This window comes from Oceanicoccus sagamiensis, assembly GCF_002117105.1.
GTDB lineage: Bacteria > Pseudomonadota > Gammaproteobacteria > Pseudomonadales > Dasaniaceae > Oceanicoccus > Oceanicoccus sagamiensis.
Window position 1 is genome coordinate 4343310 of sequence record NZ_CP019343.1, and the last position, 17027, is coordinate 4360336.

Below are 17027 nucleotides of genomic sequence, written 5' to 3' on the forward strand. Positions count from 1 at the left end.
CGCCCCAAGACCCAAAAGCCAGTAGCCTTCGCTACTGGCTTTTTTTTGCCTGGCAATTAATCAAGATCACTCCAATACGTCCCCTGCCGATTAAAATGCTGTAACAAGCTAACAGTATCATCCTTTAGCTCGGCGATAATACGTTGCTTTAATGTCTCATCCCACTCCAGGGAAACCTTAAGATCTTCACGGCCTATTTTATTCTTTCTCTGCAATGTAGACTCTTTGGAGTTTTTATTTTCAGCACTCAAGTCTGGTCTCCATTCAGCATCGATACCCAGAAACCGACAAACATCTTGAAAAACAGCAAAGGTATCGTCCACATAGTCCTCAAACCAGACCACCTTGATATCACTCTCTGGGAACACGCCCCTATAAGCCTGGTAAACCTCCCAATAACGACTGGAATGGATAATGGCAGGTATCTGTAAAACCGCATCATTAATCGACGCAGGAGCCAAAGAGCCGGGCGTTGAAATATGCTCAATATAAGCGGACACCATACGCTCTATAGGATGACGCACCATATAGATAATTTTGGCTTTGGGTACATGGTGCTTAATGCGGGCTATGGTATGAGGGTGCTGGCGTATACGGGAATAGGATGTTGAGGCATCACCAATCGCCAACTCATTTCTGCAGTGACTATACATGGCCAAATACTGCTTATAGCCTTTGGCATAATTCAGGTCTTCTGAAAAGAAATGCGGTTCTTTGCGTTGCACAATGGCAGCTTCAGGATGTTCAGATAAGAGCGAAGCTAACGAGGTTGTTGCAGCTTTAGCCGCACCAATAATAAAGAAGTTGGGCTTAGCCTTACCCCCGCGCTGTCGTTTTTTAACCAAAGAAGAAATTCCCAAAAACTTGTTTAATATCAAGTAATACCTGCCTTTTTTGACCAGTATTACCACCAGCCAACATTGTACAACAAGACAGCAAAACATATACTAGTACATATATCGGCAACATAATAAAATAAACAAATATGAATAAACTTAATAAAAGCCAATGGACCAGCTACTGGCAGGAAAGCGCCGCTATCAATAGCTTTGGGCCCGACAATTACAATGAAGAAATTGCCAGTTTTTGGCAACATCAATTGTCCGGAAAAAACTACAGTAAATTGCTCGATTTAGCCTGCGGCAATGGAGCCATATCCTGGCTGGCCAACGATATCATCAACACCGAAAATCCCACCACTGAAATTACCGGTGTAGATTTTTCCAATATTACCCCATTCAGCAGCCTGAAACGTAAACCTGAAGACTATCCCTTGCTAAATTTTATAGGGAATACTGATATTGAAGCACTACCCTTTGAGGACAACAGTTACGATGCAGCTATTAGCCAGTACGGTATTGAGTACTCCAACCTGGACAAAACCATAGCTGAACTATCCAGGGTACTAAAACACAAAAGCAGCCTTTATCTACTTATACATACACATCAATCTGACATTGTAAAACAGTCTACTAAAAGCCTTCAGCAGTATGAAACCATCCTGAAACAACTCAAGATCCATGAAGATTTTCAAAGCTTGCATACTATTATAGGCGCCGAGACCAACATGCAAAAAGTAAGAAACAATCCTGCTTTTTCTCTACAGAGTAAAGTTATCGAAAGTAAACTAATGCCTATCAACCAAATTATTAAATCCAACAACAACCCACCAGCCCTAATTGCTTATAAGCAACAATTGATTAGTCGATTCTCAGATCAGGCTATTTCCCAGGGCCCTGCCGGTCGAAAAGAATCCATTGAAGCAGCCAGAAGAACATTTAGCGACTATATAAAACGCATCAATGACTTGAAAAAAATTGCATTAAGCGACCAGGCTATCAATAAACTTATTGAATCACTCAACGGACAAGGCTTTTCTATTGAAAACCAACAGCCACTGAGCCAAGGGAAAATTGAAAATATCGGACTAGCCATCATTGCACACAGAAATCAACCCGCCTAACCGGAACAGTGTGATGCAGACCTCCCTAAGCCCGCAAGTTAAAAATTTTATGGCGAATTTTGAGCCACATATGTCGGCAAGCAACGTCCTGAGCACCTTTAAAGACCCGGTATTTATTCTTGCGGCACCGAGATCAGGTAGCTCACTACTTTTTAAAACCCTCTGCCAAGCCCCTGATATATGGAGTATTGCTAACGAAAGCCATCAAATTTATGCCAACTTTCCACACCTTGCCATGGAAAACAGCAACTTTGACTCTGGGGCGCTCGGTAAAAAGCATGCCGATAAAAAAACAGCTACAGCCTTAAGGGCACTCTACGCGGCATCTATTGTTAATAGAAACAACCAACGATTTTTCGACCTCCCCCAAAAACCTAAAAACATTATATTTCTTGAAAAAACCCCAGAAACTCTCTAAACATTCCTTTTCTAAAGTCTATTTACCCCTCAGCAAGATTTATCTACTTACATAGAGACCCAAGGGAAAATATCAGCAGCATAATCGAAGCCTGGGAACAAGGGGAAAAAAACGGCAAGTTTATCACCTTCAGAAACCTTCCGGATTGGCCCATGCCACACTGGTGCTTATTACTACCAAGAGGCTGGAGAAATATGAAAGGGAGAAGCCTTGCGGAGATAGCTGGCTTTCAGTGGCAATCCTGCAACGATGCCATTCTCAATGAACTTGAAAAAATCAGCTCAAAAAAGTGGACCACAATAAGCCACCAAGAATTAACCAGCAACACTAAAGCCACTGTAACTCAGCTATCCAATTTTATCGGCAACCATATTGACGAGCATTTCGATGAGTATATTAGCCATGAACTACCACTTTCATCAACGACTATAACAGCCCCCAAAAAAGATAAATGGATGCGGCATAAGAATGAAATAGAAGCCCTACTACCGGGCCTACAAAAAACGACAGATAGAATTAATGCGTTATAACAATATAATTAATTCAGGTGACATTTAATCATGAACATTAAAGGCGACTTTATAAAAATAGATGATTTTGATATTACTGATATCAAAGCCCGAGTTCTTGATATCTCCGAAGATATCTGGAATGCAGACGCATTTAGACAAAAAACCTTTGAAGTCCATAAACATACACAAACCATTAAACTGATTATGGATGAAGACGGCCGACACACAGGACCGACACTCCACCCTATTTATCACGAATTAGAAAATGTTATAACACCGGTAGAAAACTGCATTCGAAGAAACTATAACAATACGCTTAAAGCAAAAAAACTACGCAAGAAAAACCCTGCAGGCTACTTTATTCGCATGATATTGGTAAGGCTTAATGCCAAGGGTATAATACCAAAACATGTTGATACCGGAGAAACATTGATGAAGTGCCATCGTATACACCTCCCCATTATTACCAATGAAAAAAATATTTTCTCGGTTGGTGAAAGTAGCAAAGCACTAAAAGCCGGCGAAATATGGGAAATAAACAACCGTCACGAACACGGCGTTGTCAACAGCAGTGACGAAGGGCGTATACACCTTATTATGGACTACGTTCTTCCTGGTGAAAAAGTTAAAGACACCGATGGCAGCAACCTAACCTGCTGAGAATAGTTAACAATGGCCCACATAACCTCAGACAACCCTGAAGCATCTAAAACACTGCAAGAATTGCAGGAACTGGTCATTGAAAATGGTGGGCATATCCACCCTGACATTAACTTTGTTGTTAACAACAATAGCCTCAGCATTGAAAGCCCATTAAATGCCAGCAACCAGGACCATCTACTCTACATCCCTGATGCCTGCCTACCCTGCTATGATGACTTCGATATCACGCTTAAGAATAATGAGATAGCTATATCCCCCAAAAATCAGAGTATTCCACAAAGCCAACAACAGGCCTTCAATTTATTAATAACATTGTTTAACCTGACTAAGAAGCTCGACGAGCATCGAGAGAACTTCCCAGGTTTATTGCAACCACTACCCGAAGAAATTATCGAACTCCTGGGCAAAAAAGACCCAAGCGCAAAAACGCAATTATCTCCACCGGGTAAAACGGCTGAGCAGCACTTGCTCGACAGCTTTTTTCATACAAGATACCTGAGCAGCGTACGACAGAACGGAGAAAGAAAAAGAGTCCTGCTGCCGATGATTGACTTTATTAATCATAATGCCAACGCCCTACCTTTTACTACAGCCAGAGCAGATAGCGGCAATTTTATGGGTATTATTGTTTGCCACTGGAAAGACAGTGACTCATCTCGAGAATGCTTTGTTGATTACTATCCACTCGATCCAATGGCACGCTTTCTTGGTTATGGCTTTGTTGATACCAGCGCTAACTATATCCAATCCATCCCGCTCTCAATAGTCATAGAGTCAGTGGGCTGCTTGCATATCAATAACAAACTGCCCAAACCGGAAGAACAGAATAAGCTGCCCACATTTGAAGCTTTCAGCAAAATCGACAACTATCAGCCCTATGTTCAAATCGACCAAAGCGGTAACCTCACCCTGAGCCATCTGGCCATCCCCATCAAGGACGATGAGACCAAGCACCTGAACCCTGCTATCAAACATGCTATTCAAATGATGTCCGGAAAAAAACTTAAAGGAAAGAAACTCGAACGCCTTGCTCAAAAAGCGCAAAAGACCCTTATAAGAGAGAATATTAAATACAGCCAAAATGCCTACAAATATCTGGAAAACCGAGACAATAGTGACCTTACTGAAAGTGCACTATCCACATTACAGCAGCTCTTCCAGTTTGAACATCAACAGCTATCAAAGTATCTAAAATCATGAAAAAGAAAAAAAAGAGCAATCGGAAACGCCTGCTAGCCGATGAGAAATTTGTTAACGACAGAACTCGCAACGTTGACCCCTTGCAACGAGAAGAGTCTGAACTCACCGAAGAGGAAATTGAAGCACTAATAGAATTTGCCGACCAGAAAGCAGTTCAAGGAGAGTTAGAGCATGACCCTGGCAACAATGCCGACAAAATACGCCGCTCTAAAATCATATGGCTACCCAAAGAAGACTTCCCCCAGGTTTATAAAAAGTTATGGCGAATGGCACAGAAGGCCAACAAAGAATATCGCTTTGATATAACGATGTTTATTGATGACATTCAAATATCTTATTACGACGAAAAAGAGGAAGGGTTTTTCCGCTGGCATACGGATATGGACTTCAGCCGAATGTTGAGAAAACTGTCCATATCGGTACCACTTAATCAAAGCAGTGAGTATGAAGGCGGTGAATTAAAGTTTAACCCACATGGCGAGGAGGTCACCACATACCAGAAGAAAGGCCAAGGAATTATTTTCCCAAGCTTTGTACTGCATACTGTCACCCCAGTCACCAAAGGGCGCCGCTACAGTCTGGTCGCCTGGGTCGGCGGACAGCCATTACGTTGAGAGACTCTCTCCCAACCCCTCAAACAAGGGCTGCAAGTGTTGCTCATATCGCTGCCAGCCTTTTAAGGCTTTAGTGTATACCGGCTGGCGAACCTGCAAAAAACTCGGCGTCTGCACACTACGCTTGGACTTATGGAACGACAAACATTCCTCTTCAACGTCTAAATTACAATGGTCCAGAATTTTCCTGACATAGACATCCTTATCAGCAACCAACTCTTCATAATTAACATCTAAAATCTGCCCCGGAAACAGCTCATGCCAATGCCGCATAATATCCTGGTAACAGCGGTAATATTCACCCAGCTCCTTTAAATCAGAAGCATAGTAATGTCCTTCTGGAAAGCCCTGCATAAAAATGGATACACAGGTAGCTCTTGGGTCGCGCGTACAATGAATGATTTTTGCATTCGGCAGTAAGGCAGCGATCAAACCAATATATTGAAAATAATGCGGTGTTTTATCGGTGACAAAAGGCTCTCCAGATGGAGCCAAGGCCTTTAGTTTTTGCCAATAATTTTGCAATAAAGCGGCATTATCCTCACAGCTCAGCGAGTCAACGATTTCCGGATAAGATAAAGGGCCTGCACTTTCCAGTAAAACACCCAGCGCAAAAAACTCTCCGGCACCGTGAACAAGAGAATGACTGGCAACAATCTGCTCTACCAGAGAGGTTCCAGAACGAGGCATCCCGAGAATAAAAACAGGGCCCTCAGTATCACTAGCATGCTGTTTAAGCTTATCAACATAAGTTGAACTGAAAATACGACAAATACTTTCGACATTAGCACGGTAGTCTGGCGGCCCGGTATTCAAGCTCGCCCTAAGCAATCGATTACCTTCACTATAAAAATGGAAAGACTTATCAAAATCATGCAAATCATCGTAAGCCTTACCCAAACCCAAGGCAGCCATACGCCGGTCTTCCATTGAGGCAAATGAGTTTTGGTAAAGTGCCTCCATAGCAAGAATATCATCATCGACGGCTTCATGAGGCGATATTGTAGAAAGAATTCTATGGGCAATACCGCTACGGGGCTCCAGCGTTAAAACCTTTCGGTAAGTAGCCTGGGCATCTTCAATCCGGTTATCTGCTTTGTAAATATCACCCAAAAACAAATAGATTTCACAATTAGATGGATCGGCTTTCGCCGCAGTTAACAAAAGGGATTCAGCATTGGCAAAGTCAGACTTGACCATATAGGTTTTAGCCAACTTTACCATCGCATCCGTATTACGCGGCTCCAGCTCAAGAACCCGCTCAAAGCACTCTGGCGCCCCGTCCCTTACCACTCTTATATAAATAACACCAAGATGCATCAAACAGGGGACATGATCAGGGTCGAGCTTCAGAGCATCTTCAAGTAGCTGTATGGCAAGCTTATAGTTCCCTAACTGGTTATACCAAAACATAGCCAATTCAAATCTGGCTTGCGGCGTTGCAGGATATTTTTCAATGATAAGCTGGCTATTTTTTTCCACTGTTGCCATATCACCCGCCGCTAAGGCATGCTGCAACACAGCCATATCAGCGGCAATTTTTGCCAACAATTTTGCGGAGGTTTTTTTCCTTGTAGAGGGCCTTTTGCCTACTGGAGAGTTGCTTTTCTTTTTCTTACTTTTCTTCACCATACCACTATCGAATTTATAATTTAAACGGAGGTCCACCCTTAAAAACAACTTAAGCTGATTTTAGTCTAAACGATCTATTACTTTTTTTGCAAAAAAAAACGCGGGCAAAGCCCGCGTTTTTTCAAGCAGTCGACTTATTAAGCGCGACGCTTACGGCCGATACCAGCTAGACCAACAAGAGCTGAACCAAATAACCATGCTGCTGCAGGTACTGGAACAGGTGATGGAGCAGGAATTGGGTCAATTGCATTACCGCTTCCGGTTAAGCCCATACCAGTATTACCTGATGGAGAAACAAAGGTAAGCGATAAATCGCTGAAGAATGCATCTTCAAAAACGGTAAATTCAACTTGGTACAAGAAATCCAAACCATCAATGTTGCCTAGAGTCCAATCACCACTACAGTCTGCACCAGCTTTAGTAGCACAAGATACTGAACCAGCAGTTAGAGAAACGCTAGGAGCACCAGCAACTAGTGCATCATTGACAGCAGGACCGCCAATACCAGAAGAAACAGTCGCTTCTACAGTGTTATAAGAGAAAGCAGGGTTGGCCAACGCTGAAGTATAAGGAATTACTGTTGAAGTACCAGAAGCGTTACCAGTAGTAAAAGTATACTGGGCTGACTCAAAAGTTACTTCCTGCTGAACACCTTTAGGGATACCAGCAGCACCAAAAGTAGAAGTAGCACCGTGCAGAGTTAATACAGCACCTGCGAAAGCACCGTTGTCAGCAGAAACAGCAAAGCTGTAATCAACACTAGCACTACCAGTAGATACCAGGTAAGTACTAGATACATAAGCTGAAGCATCTAAACGAGTGTCAAGAGTACCGGTAAAAGTAGTAGTCTGAACAGCAGCTTGAGCTGCAACAGAAGCTGCACTAACAGCAAGAGCAATAGCTAATTTTTTCATTATATTATCCTCGAGGTTTACTCGAAGGGTGACCCGGCTATCTTTTAGTGCTTCCTTGTATATCTACATCCCTTAATACTGACTTAAAGACCCTTAGGCTTTCCGTCCCAGCCTCACAACTGGTTTGGCTTTTTCCGTCTTGTTTTATTGTTTAAGTTTTATTATTAAAAGCGATAGACCGCATCGCTCTGTCATTACATAGACACAGTTTTATAGTCAATTATGGTGCCACTTTTTATTTTCACTTTATATTTCAATAACATACGATAAGCAGAGGACCTAAACCCGTAAACTCTCCAATGATTAGGAGCATAGTTGTCAAAAAAGTCGTCGCAGATACCTATAATGACCTATCAATAGGACATATTACCTGTATACAACTACCGCATTAATAAGACAGGCGTCTCGAAATATTGACAACTAAAGCCTCGATCAAAAACACTGACTTAGGTCGTTAAAAACCCAAATAACCCATTAAGCTACTGATATATATAGCTATTCTATGGAGTTAATGAAATAAATTCTGGCTCTGCTGCATGATTAATGAATGCACGCCAAACAGGCCAAAGCGAATAATTCTAAGCCACTGATTTAAAACAAAAAAATCATCTCACACATTAAAAATCAGGGAAAAAAACTCTACTTAGCAAACAATAGGCTGAAAATTAGCGGAAACAACGACCAACTTGATTCCTATGCACGCTTTTTTTGATAGCTCGGCCTGGTGGCTTGCTTTATTTTTAAGCCACTTTTTAAAAACAACCCCCAGCGTAAATTAATTCGACACTTACATACAATTCAATTATTTTTACGCACCAAAAGTGAGCGCCACCATTCAGACTGGTCCTAAATAAAAACCAAAAAGATTAATAAGGCATTGATTTTAAAAGATTTTGTCAATAGTCGAAAAAATTAACGCCCTAAGCCATAGCTTTCCATTTTTTCTCTATGCTGAATTCTGATTATTCCTCATTTTTATATAGCCTCTATATTGGGAATCGACCAATAATTGAGCTATACCTTTAACAGCCCCACCCCCCTTAAAATCTAACGGAGATAGTAATGAAAGCATCTGACCTTTTTGTTAAGGCTCTGGAAGCCGAAGGCGTTGAGTATATTTTTGGTATCCCAGGTGAAGAAAACCTGGATATGCTGGAGTCCTTAAGGCACTCAACCATCAAGCTGATTTTAACCCGACATGAACAAGCTGCTGGTTTTATGGCTGCCACCTACGGCCGCTTAACCGGTAAAGCCGGTGTCTGTATGGCAACGCTGGGGCCAGGTGCTACCAATTTTGTGACTGCTGCGGCTTATGCCCAGTTAGGTGCCATGCCCATGTTAATGGTAACCGGCCAAAAGCCGGTCAAATCCAGCAAGCAGGGCCAGTTCCAGATCGTCGATGTGGTGGATATGATGAACCCATTGACCAAATTCACCCACCAGATTGTTAGCGGTGACAACATCCCCTCAAAAATACGCGAAGCCTTTCGTCTGGCACAGGAAGAGCGCCCCGGAGCGGCTCACCTGGAGCTGCCTGAAGATATTGCCGATGAAGATACCGATGCCCCACTGTTAGAAATCAGTGACCACCGCCGCCCTATCGCGGAAGAAAAAGGCATTCGCCATGCCGTCGAGATGATCGAGCAAGCCAAAAGCCCCATTATCCTGGTTGGCGCTGGCGCCAACCGCAAGCTCCCCAGCAAAATGCTAAGCGAGTTTTCTGCTAAAACCGGCATTCCATTTATTACCACCCAAATGGGCAAAGGGGTTATTGATGAAAGCAGCGAACTATTTATTGGTAATACCACCCTGTCTGACGGTGACTTTGTCCATCGTGCTATTGACTCCGCCGACCTGATTATTAATGTGGGACATGATGTCGTAGAAAAGCCTCCTTTCTTTATGCGCGAAGGCAGCAAAGTCATTCATATCAACTTTAACTCGGCCAAGGTGGACCCGGTCTACTTCCCTCAAGTAGAAGTGTTAGGTGATATTGCCAATAGTATCTGGCAGATCAAAGAGCGTATTAGCCCTCAAGGCCATTGGGATTTCAGTTATTTTATGACCGTTAGATCCCATATGGACGCCCATATTCTTGAAGGTGCCGATGATGGCCGCTGGCCCGTCTACCCACAGCGACTGGTGGCCGATATTCGCGCGGCCATGCCTGACGATGGCATTATCGCCCTGGACAACGGCGTTTATAAAATCTGGTTTGCCCGAAACTACCGTGCCAAAAAACCCAATACCGTGTTACTCGACAATGCTCTGGCAACCATGGGCGCTGGCTTGCCCTCCGCTATGGCCGCCCACCTGGTTTACCCCAATAAAGCGGTAACCGCCATCTGTGGTGATGGCGGCTTTATGATGAACTCCCAGGAACTGGAAACCGCAGTACGGTTAAATATGCATTTAACCGTAGTGATTTTACGAGACGACGCCTATGGCATGATCAAATGGAAACAGGCCAATATGGATTTTGCCAATTACGGCCTGGACTACGGCAACCCGGACTTTGTTAAATATGCGCAGAGTTATGGGGCCAAAGGCCACCGCGTTGAAGCAACGGAAGATTTACTGCCGCTATTAAAACGCTGTCAGGAAGAGCACGGTGTACACCTGATTGATGTGCCGGTGGATTATTCCGATAACGACCGTATCCTGAATCAGGAAATCCGCGAACTGAGCCAAAAAATATAAGGAGGTATTGACCATGTTACAAGCACAATATCCTTATTATCTGGCCAATAAAGCCGAGCAGCCAAATACCGACCTTGATGTCACGGATAAATATACCGGTGAAGTCGCCACTCGCGTGGCGATGGCCGATACCGCTGCTATCAATCGTGCCATTGATGCGGCCACTGCCGCGTCAGAGCCCATGGCACAAATGCCCGCCTATGAACGGCAAGCCGTGCTTAACCACTGTGTGCGCAGGTTCGAAGAACGCTTTGAAGAACTAGCCATGGCACTATGTATAGAAGCCGGCAAGCCGATTAAAGATGCCCGCGGCGAAGTATCTCGGCTGATTGATACCTTTCGTATTGCCGCTGAAGAAGCGGTAAGGATTGGCGGCGAAGTGATGGAGTTGGAAATAGCACCCAGAGCAAAAGGCTATAGCGGTATGTATAAACGTGTACCGATTGGCCCCTGCTCATTTATTTCGCCCTTTAACTTCCCGCTAAATTTGGCGGCACATAAAATTGCTCCAGCGATTGCTGCCGGCTGCCCCTTTGTTTTAAAACCGGCCAGCCGAACGCCCATTGGTGCACTGGTGATTGGTGAAGTGCTGGCGGAAACGAATTTACCGCCCGGTGCTTTTTCTATTTTGCCCTGCCACCGTGATGGTGCTGATTTATTTACCGTAGATGATCGTTTTAAATTATTAAGTTTTACTGGTTCCCCGGATGTGGGCTGGGATTTAAAAGCCAGAGCGGGTAAAAAACCGGTGGTATTAGAACTCGGTGGCAATGCCGCCTGTATTGTCGATCATGATACCGATCTGGACGATGCCGTTGAACGCATTATCTTTGGTGCTTTTTACCAGTCAGGACAAAGCTGTATTGGTGTGCAGCGGATTATGGTGCACGACTCACTGTATGAAGCGTTTAAGCAGCGCTTTATTACCGCAACCAAAGCGTTAGTGATGGGCGATCCCAAAGATGAAAAGACCTTTGTTGGGCCGATGATTTCTGAAAGTGAAGCCCGTCGTCTCGATGACTGGATACAGCAAGCCCAAGCCGCTGGCTCGACTATTCTATGCGGCGGCCATCGCGATGGTGCCATGCTCGACGCCACAGTATTGGAAAATGTTCCCTCAGACTGTGATATCAACACCAAAGAAGCCTTTGGCCCGGTGGCAGTACTGTCATCCTTTAGTGACTTTGATCAGGCACTTGATGCAGTGAATAACAGTGACTTTGGTTTACAAGCTGGCATCTTTACCCGGGATATATACAAAGCCCAAAAAGCGTGGAATACGCTGGATGTTGGCGGGGTTGTAATTGGCGATGTACCGTCCTGGCGGGTCGACAATATGCCCTATGGTGGTGTTAAAGATAGCGGTGTCGGCCGTGAAGGTGTGCGTTTTGCGATTGAAGATATGACCGAGCTGAGAATGATGGTGATTCGAACACCTTAAGCTTAAATCCGGGTGAGTAATGCTACTCACCCGGATTGATAACCGTAAGACTTAATGAGCCTTTAAATGGGTCACCGTAGCCTGGCTTCCGGTTGGCGAAGCAGACGGGGGCGCTGTCGCAAAGGGCTCTGCTGAGGGTTCAGCAATAAAGAAACCCTGCGCATAATCGATGCCATAGGTTTTTAATAAATCATAGGTTTTCTGATCACAGACATATTCAGCAACAACCTGCTTACCACAGGCTTTGGCGATATCGACCATGGATTTCACCATCGCTCTATCGACCTCATCATCAATAATCCGCTCAACAAACTCGCCTTCGATTTTCACATAATCCACCGGCATATTTTTCAGATAAGAAAATGAACTAAAACCAGAGCCAAAATCATCCACGGCAAATTCAAAGCCATGGGAGCGTAGCTTATCCATTTTTTTACTGGCATTATGAATATTACCCACCGCAGCGCGCTCAGTTAATTCAAACACAATTTGCGACGCTTCTACATCATACTCATTCAGAAAGCCCAATACGCGGCTTACAAAATCAGGATCAATCATTAGCTGCCCGGAGAGATTGACATAAAAACGAACTTTTTCCCCCGTTTGATTCATGGCCTGCAATGTTTTCATACTGTTTTTAATCACCCAGTAGTCAATTTCAGTAGCCAAACCAAAGCGCTCAGCAATGGGGATAAACATCATCGGCGGCACAATCTCACCGTTATCACCAATCATTCTTAATAGCACTTCATAATTCGGCACTTCAAGATTATCGACACTCACAATCGGCTGGTAATGCAGCACAAATTTATCGTGGGCTAAAGCCTCGGCAATACGATGCGACCAACCGATATCCATTTTATTTTTATCCACCGCTTTGGGCTCATAAAAATGAAAGCGGTTGCGACCCTGTGACTTGGCGGTATAACAGGCCATATCAGCATTGGAAAACACATCTTCGGCACTGAGTTTGTCATCATCCATTAATGCCACACCGACGGAGCAATAAATATTGAAGGTCTTGCCCTGTTCAATAAATAGAAAATCATACATCGATTTAACAATCGAGTTAGCCACTTCAACGGCACCCTTTTTATCCACATTTCTGGCCAGTACCGCAAATTCATCACCGCCCAGTCGGCAGACGACATCGTCTTCACGCATTCTATTTTTTAATAATTCAGCAATTTGTATTAACAGACGGTCACCAGAAGCATGACCCAAGGTATCGTTAACATATTTAAACTGATCGAGGTCAATAAAAAACAAAGCGCTGGAGCCCTTATCTAATAGCGTTTTCTTACGCTCCTGCTCCATCAATATATTAAAACTGCGCTTATTAATCAGACCGGTTAAGGCATCATAATCCGCCAGGCGACGCAACTCTTCATCGCGGCCTTTAATGGCCCGAATCGTCGAGTTTAAAGCATTGCTGATAGCAGCTATCTCTTCATCACCGCCCTTGCCTACCCAGACATTGGTATCACCTTTCGCTAACCGGTCCAGAGGTTCGCGTAAATCCAGCAGAGGTTTTAAGGCATTTTTGGTCAGGTGACGCCCAACAATAGCGGCAAATAAAAATAACAGAGCAATAAAAAAGCTGCCTTTAACAATACTGTCTACCATATGACTTTGATAGGCACTAAAATCCAACCCCATATCAATATAGCCAATCACATTGACGCTTTCATCAAGCGGGTTATCCATATCAAAGTCGAGCATATTGTCAGCCTGCATGGCAACAATAGAAACTGGCGCGATTAAACGCATAAAGGATTGGCTGGTACTGATATCACTGGTAATCGCCAGACCATCTTTTAAATCGGTATCGGAATAGTTTTTAAAGGCATCGACATTAAACTCAGGTACCTCGTCAGCCTTGGCTACATCGGAGGTATATTCTGCCAATACACTAACACCGTCTGCGTTATAAAATTTGATATAAGCAATTTCTGAAAAATTGCTGACATAGCGCTCTATAGTGACAAACTCTTTACTGTCCTGAGAAATATATAAAGGCGTACTGAGCTCATCAAGTTTCTTCATCCAGTCACTGGCCTGCTCTTCAAAGGTATTTTGAATAGCGGTACTGGAAACAAACCAGAAGCCGGTGACGGCTATCATATAAACCACCACCCCCCAGGAAATTAATAGCGCCTGAAAGCGGCGCACTAAACTGCCGCTTTTCTTCTTAGTCTGGCGCCGACTTAATAATTCTGACTGGCGTAAATAGCTGACAACAACAGCAATACAACCCTGCCCATAAGCACGAACCGTTGATAAATGTTCGGGCATATCTTTTATCCAGCGGGCCAGAACTGCTGACACAGGCTCTTTATTAGGCTCTTTATTATCCATGGTGATCCATTCCAAATAACATTATTGCTCTCCACGTACTAACAGCAACTGCTCAGCAGCGCGCTGGTTAATCTCAATCTTTGCCGTCTTAAGCCCAAACACACTTTGCTCAGTGGTGGCTAGCTGCACCTTTAACTGCTCAGCAATTTCGTCGACATCACCACCGACATATAACAAACCACCGTACTTAAACAGCTGTCGGTTAAACAGCGCAACTTGTTTGCCCTGTTTCATACTTTGCGCCATAAATTCTTTGATACTGCGGCGACTTAATACGCGGTTATCCGGCAGCAGCCAAAACCCTTGAATTAAGGGGGCCAACTGCTTGGCTTCATACAACATTTCTTTGTCGTTATTAACCTCCCGATGCAGTACCACTACACCATGGTGCTTGGCAGCCTGCTGAATACGGGCGATTTGCTGCTGGTTATTGGGACCAGTAATAATGGCAATATGCTTTAAACCTGGAGTCAGTTGCTTCCACTCGCTAAACAGTTTTTCCGCTGAGGGCACCATGCTAACGCCGCTAAAGCCCGCTTCAATTAACCCTTCATCCTGATAATTAAAAACCTGTGAAAAAACCACCCGGCTATCATCCAGACTCTTTGCTCTTAGCGCCGCATTCGAGCCAATCGCTACCACTTGGGAATAGGCCTGTTGCTGTAACTGTGCAACGACTTCTACCTGTTGCTGAGGCAATGCGGACAGATAGTAAAGCTGCGTCGGCGTAGTTAACTTAGCGGTTAACAGATCCGCAATCTGCTGTGAGTTTGGGTTATTTTCATTGAGCAAAATGGCTACAGGTTCTACCACTTTTGGGGCGGGCTGGGGCTTAAGTACTGGAGCTGGCTGGCTAACAGTCTCTCTGGCTGGCACTGTCACAGGTTCCGCAACAAGCTTTGCCACAGGCTCAGTGGTGGCACATGCCTGTAAAAGCATCAACACGAGTACCAGCAACCCCTGCCGAGGCAGGACTAGAGTTCTCGCTGTAAAAAACAAAGACCGCACTGTAACTAACTCTCCGCTAATAACGTTTTTTTGACTTTTGACAGAGAAATTATAGCCAGAAAACCATCGCCACTGTGACGTAAATCACGGTAATAATAGACACTCGATAGAAGTTTTATTTATAAACAAAGGATAAATCAGAGTTGCGCAGACTTAAGACCGTGAAAAACGCCCAATATCGCCATTTATATGACAGAAATGCAGCATCTGATTTCTGTCACTTTTTATCGCCAACAAACCACCGGCAAGAAAAAATCAGCCTTAGCGCTGTGACGGAGTCGCGCTTCCCGGCCATCGTTTGCCCTTTCAGAAGCCAGCTTGGCTATACTGGAACCCACAGCCACCACCCCGAGAGAGCCTTATTGTGCTGCTTTTTTTACTGAACCGGATTATTGCCCGACCCACCTTCACACTGATACTGGGCTTATGCTTTGCCAGTAGTGCCAACAGCCTTGAAGTAGGCGACTTGACGGTAGAATCATCCCTCGGCGACCCCTTTGCCGCCAGCTTTAACATCAAACACCAGCAAGACCTATCGGAGCAAGAACTGATTATTCGGCAGGCTCCGATAGAAATCTACCAGCAAATGGGGGTAGATACTGCCATGCTATATCAGGATTTACGCTTTAGTTTAGGAGAAGATGGCCAGGTAAAAATAACTGGCAAAGCCCCGATTAAAGAACCCTTTTTAAACTTTGTGGTCCAGGTTGTCTGGGCCGAAGGTGAAATGGTCAGAGAGTTTACCGTGCTGCTTGATCCCTCATAGCAGCACGGCATTATCAGGGCTATTTAGAAAATAAGGATTTAATCGCGTCCACGGTATCATCCTTATCATCGCCCAATTCTTGCTCCAGCTTTTTGTCTAATTTATTTTTCAGCTCATCTTCTTTCTCTTTAAGCTTGGCTTTAGCCTGAGCCTTGGCTTCATCTTCCAGTAAATCCTGCAAACGGTCTTTTAAGGCCTGATTTAACTGTTTCAGCAAGGGCCTGACAATCGCGCCAGCCAAAGCCTCAGGTGGCACTCCCGCTTCACCACCAATATTGGCAACACGAATGGCGGGCAGCTTAACCGCCGTCTCGCCCCACTGCTCGGTAACCAATTGCGTGGCGCTATTGATAAAGTTGAACTGACCGACTTTGATTAAGATATCGTCGGCAGCTGAATCACCAGCCTCGGGCGCCGGTGCGGGTGCTGGTGCAGCGGCCGAACTACCACTATCGAGCCCTTTAAGCAGTGCCTGTACATTGGTGCTTGTACCTTTTTGTTCGGCGGTAACGCGGGCACCATCAATGGTTATTTCCTGAACGTTAACCACATTATCCAGCATCGACATAATATCGAGATCAACTACGATAGTATCCATCTCAAACAAATTCGGCGCTTTAAAGCCTTGTGGGTTGGCAATCACCAAACCGGTTAGCTCAGCTCGGCTACTGAGCAGTTGTATATCAACCGCCGCAAGCGTTACTGACGTTTTTAAGGCTTTTGAACCGACCTTAACCACAGCCTCCTGAACAATACCGTTGATATTATTGGCGACATAAAATATGCCCGCCGCAATAATCAACACCATCACAGCCAATACTTTAAGTAGTTTCATCCT

15 protein-coding genes and 1 riboswitch are annotated in these 17027 nt (G+C 44.4%); of the genes, 9 read left to right on the plus strand and 6 right to left on the minus strand.

Translation table 11 applies throughout. From position 1 onward, the window contains the following. Nucleotides 1-56 precede the first annotated feature (56 nt). On the minus strand, nucleotides 57-845 hold the full coding sequence (locus BST96_RS19730) for a sulfotransferase family protein (RefSeq protein WP_169714046.1): 789 nt from the start codon (nucleotides 843-845) through the stop codon (nucleotides 57-59). Nucleotides 846-985: 140 nt separating this feature from the next. Between BST96_RS19730 and BST96_RS19735 the strand changes: the two genes are divergently transcribed. The 6 genes from BST96_RS19735 to BST96_RS20805 all read left to right on the plus strand — a co-directional run bounded on the left by BST96_RS19735 (nucleotide 986) and on the right by BST96_RS20805 (nucleotide 5370). Then, nucleotides 986-1963: a class I SAM-dependent methyltransferase gene (locus BST96_RS19735; protein WP_085760336.1), complete on the plus strand. Its 978-nt coding sequence runs from the start codon at nucleotides 986-988 to the stop codon at nucleotides 1961-1963. 13 nt (nucleotides 1964-1976) lie between these two features. Beyond that, on the plus strand, nucleotides 1977-2381 hold the full coding sequence (locus BST96_RS19740; RefSeq protein WP_085760337.1) for a sulfotransferase: 405 nt from the start codon (nucleotides 1977-1979) through the stop codon (nucleotides 2379-2381). Between the two features lie 194 nt (nucleotides 2382-2575). Further along, entirely contained in the window at nucleotides 2576-2911 is a 336-nt protein-coding gene (locus BST96_RS19745) for a hypothetical protein (protein ID WP_476703804.1), read from the plus strand. Nucleotides 2912-2941: 30 nt separating this feature from the next. Continuing rightward, entirely contained in the window at nucleotides 2942-3553 is a 612-nt protein-coding gene (locus BST96_RS19750; protein WP_085760339.1) for an aspartyl/asparaginyl beta-hydroxylase domain-containing protein, read from the plus strand. 12 nt (nucleotides 3554-3565) lie between these two features. Continuing rightward, nucleotides 3566-4756, plus strand: coding sequence for an SET domain-containing protein (locus BST96_RS19755; RefSeq protein ID WP_085760340.1), 1191 nt, complete (start codon nucleotides 3566-3568; stop codon nucleotides 4754-4756). Beyond that, nucleotides 4753-5370 carry a 2OG-Fe(II) oxygenase gene (locus BST96_RS20805; protein ID WP_085760341.1) on the plus strand — a complete coding sequence of 206 codons (618 nt, stop codon included), beginning with the start codon at nucleotides 4753-4755 and terminating at the stop codon, nucleotides 5368-5370. Before BST96_RS19755 ends, BST96_RS20805 begins: the two co-directional genes overlap by 4 nt. On the opposite strand, the gene BST96_RS19765 is transcribed toward BST96_RS20805, so the two are convergent. Together BST96_RS19765 and BST96_RS20810 are read right to left on the minus strand one after the other, a co-directional pair. Beyond that, entirely contained in the window at nucleotides 5362-7002 is a 1641-nt protein-coding gene (locus BST96_RS19765) for a tetratricopeptide repeat-containing sulfotransferase family protein (protein ID WP_085760342.1), read from the minus strand. The two genes, BST96_RS20805 and BST96_RS19765, sit on opposite strands and share 9 nt — an antisense overlap. Nucleotides 7003-7139: 137 nt before the next feature. Beyond that, nucleotides 7140-7916 (minus strand): hypothetical protein, encoded by a 777-nt coding sequence (locus BST96_RS20810; protein ID WP_085760343.1) that lies wholly within the window; start codon nucleotides 7914-7916, stop codon nucleotides 7140-7142. 24 nt (nucleotides 7917-7940) lie between these two features. Continuing rightward, nucleotides 7941-8055: riboswitch (cyclic di-GMP riboswitch) on the minus strand. A gap of 923 nt (nucleotides 8056-8978) precedes the next feature. On the opposite strand from BST96_RS20810, the gene BST96_RS19775 reads away from it, so the two are divergent. Together BST96_RS19775 and BST96_RS19780 are read left to right on the plus strand one after the other, a co-directional pair. Then, nucleotides 8979-10616 carry an acetolactate synthase large subunit gene (locus BST96_RS19775; RefSeq protein ID WP_085760344.1) on the plus strand — a complete coding sequence of 546 codons (1638 nt, stop codon included), beginning with the start codon at nucleotides 8979-8981 and terminating at the stop codon, nucleotides 10614-10616. 13 nt (nucleotides 10617-10629) lie between these two features. Beyond that, nucleotides 10630-12057 carry an aldehyde dehydrogenase family protein gene (locus tag BST96_RS19780; protein WP_085760345.1) on the plus strand — a complete coding sequence of 476 codons (1428 nt, stop codon included), beginning with the start codon at nucleotides 10630-10632 and terminating at the stop codon, nucleotides 12055-12057. Nucleotides 12058-12108: 51 nt separating this feature from the next. On the opposite strand, the gene BST96_RS19785 is transcribed toward BST96_RS19780, so the two are convergent. Together BST96_RS19785 and BST96_RS19790 are read right to left on the minus strand one after the other, a co-directional pair. Beyond that, nucleotides 12109-14415, minus strand: a complete 2307-nt coding sequence (locus BST96_RS19785) for a putative bifunctional diguanylate cyclase/phosphodiesterase (RefSeq protein ID WP_085760346.1) — start codon at nucleotides 14413-14415, stop codon at nucleotides 12109-12111. Nucleotides 14416-14436: 21 nt separating this feature from the next. Then, on the minus strand, nucleotides 14437-15297 hold the full coding sequence (locus BST96_RS19790) for an ABC transporter substrate binding protein (protein WP_169714047.1): 861 nt from the start codon (nucleotides 15295-15297) through the stop codon (nucleotides 14437-14439). A 490-nt stretch (nucleotides 15298-15787) separates the two neighbouring features. Here BST96_RS19790 and BST96_RS19795 point away from each other — a divergent pair, with 490 nt between their 5' ends. After that, nucleotides 15788-16189 (plus strand): type IV pilus assembly protein FimV, encoded by a 402-nt coding sequence (locus BST96_RS19795; protein ID WP_085760348.1) that lies wholly within the window; start codon nucleotides 15788-15790, stop codon nucleotides 16187-16189. Between the two features lie 19 nt (nucleotides 16190-16208). Here BST96_RS19795 and BST96_RS19800 read toward each other — a convergent pair whose 3' ends face one another. Next, nucleotides 16209-17024, minus strand: a complete 816-nt coding sequence (locus BST96_RS19800) for an AsmA family protein (RefSeq protein WP_085760349.1) — start codon at nucleotides 17022-17024, stop codon at nucleotides 16209-16211. Nucleotides 17025-17027: the final 3 nt, after the last annotated feature.

Bases quoted from the DNA above. Each gene is read 5' to 3' on its own strand.
- BST96_RS20810 (WP_085760343.1), bottom strand. From the start codon at position 7,916: ATGAAAAAATTAGCTATTGCTCTTGCTGTTAGTGCAGCTTCTGTTGCA.
- BST96_RS19735 (WP_085760336.1), top strand. From the start codon at position 986: ATGAATAAACTTAATAAAAGCCAATGGACCAGCTACTGGCAGGAAAGC.
- BST96_RS19785 (WP_085760346.1), bottom strand. From the start codon at position 14,415: ATGGATAATAAAGAGCCTAATAAAGAGCCTGTGTCAGCAGTTCTGGCC.
- BST96_RS19780 (WP_085760345.1), top strand. From the start codon at position 10,630: ATGTTACAAGCACAATATCCTTATTATCTGGCCAATAAAGCCGAGCAG.
- BST96_RS19765 (WP_085760342.1), bottom strand. From the start codon at position 7,002: ATGGTGAAGAAAAGTAAGAAAAAGAAAAGCAACTCTCCAGTAGGCAAA.
- BST96_RS19755 (WP_085760340.1), top strand. From the start codon at position 3,566: ATGGCCCACATAACCTCAGACAACCCTGAAGCATCTAAAACACTGCAA.
- BST96_RS19775 (WP_085760344.1), top strand. From the start codon at position 8,979: ATGAAAGCATCTGACCTTTTTGTTAAGGCTCTGGAAGCCGAAGGCGTT.
- BST96_RS19750 (WP_085760339.1), top strand. From the start codon at position 2,942: ATGAACATTAAAGGCGACTTTATAAAAATAGATGATTTTGATATTACT.
- BST96_RS20805 (WP_085760341.1), top strand. From the start codon at position 4,753: ATGAAAAAGAAAAAAAAGAGCAATCGGAAACGCCTGCTAGCCGATGAG.
- BST96_RS19800 (WP_085760349.1), bottom strand. From the start codon at position 17,024: ATGAAACTACTTAAAGTATTGGCTGTGATGGTGTTGATTATTGCGGCG.
- BST96_RS19740 (WP_085760337.1), top strand. From the start codon at position 1,977: ATGCAGACCTCCCTAAGCCCGCAAGTTAAAAATTTTATGGCGAATTTT.
- BST96_RS19745 (WP_476703804.1), top strand. From the start codon at position 2,576: ATGAAAGGGAGAAGCCTTGCGGAGATAGCTGGCTTTCAGTGGCAATCC.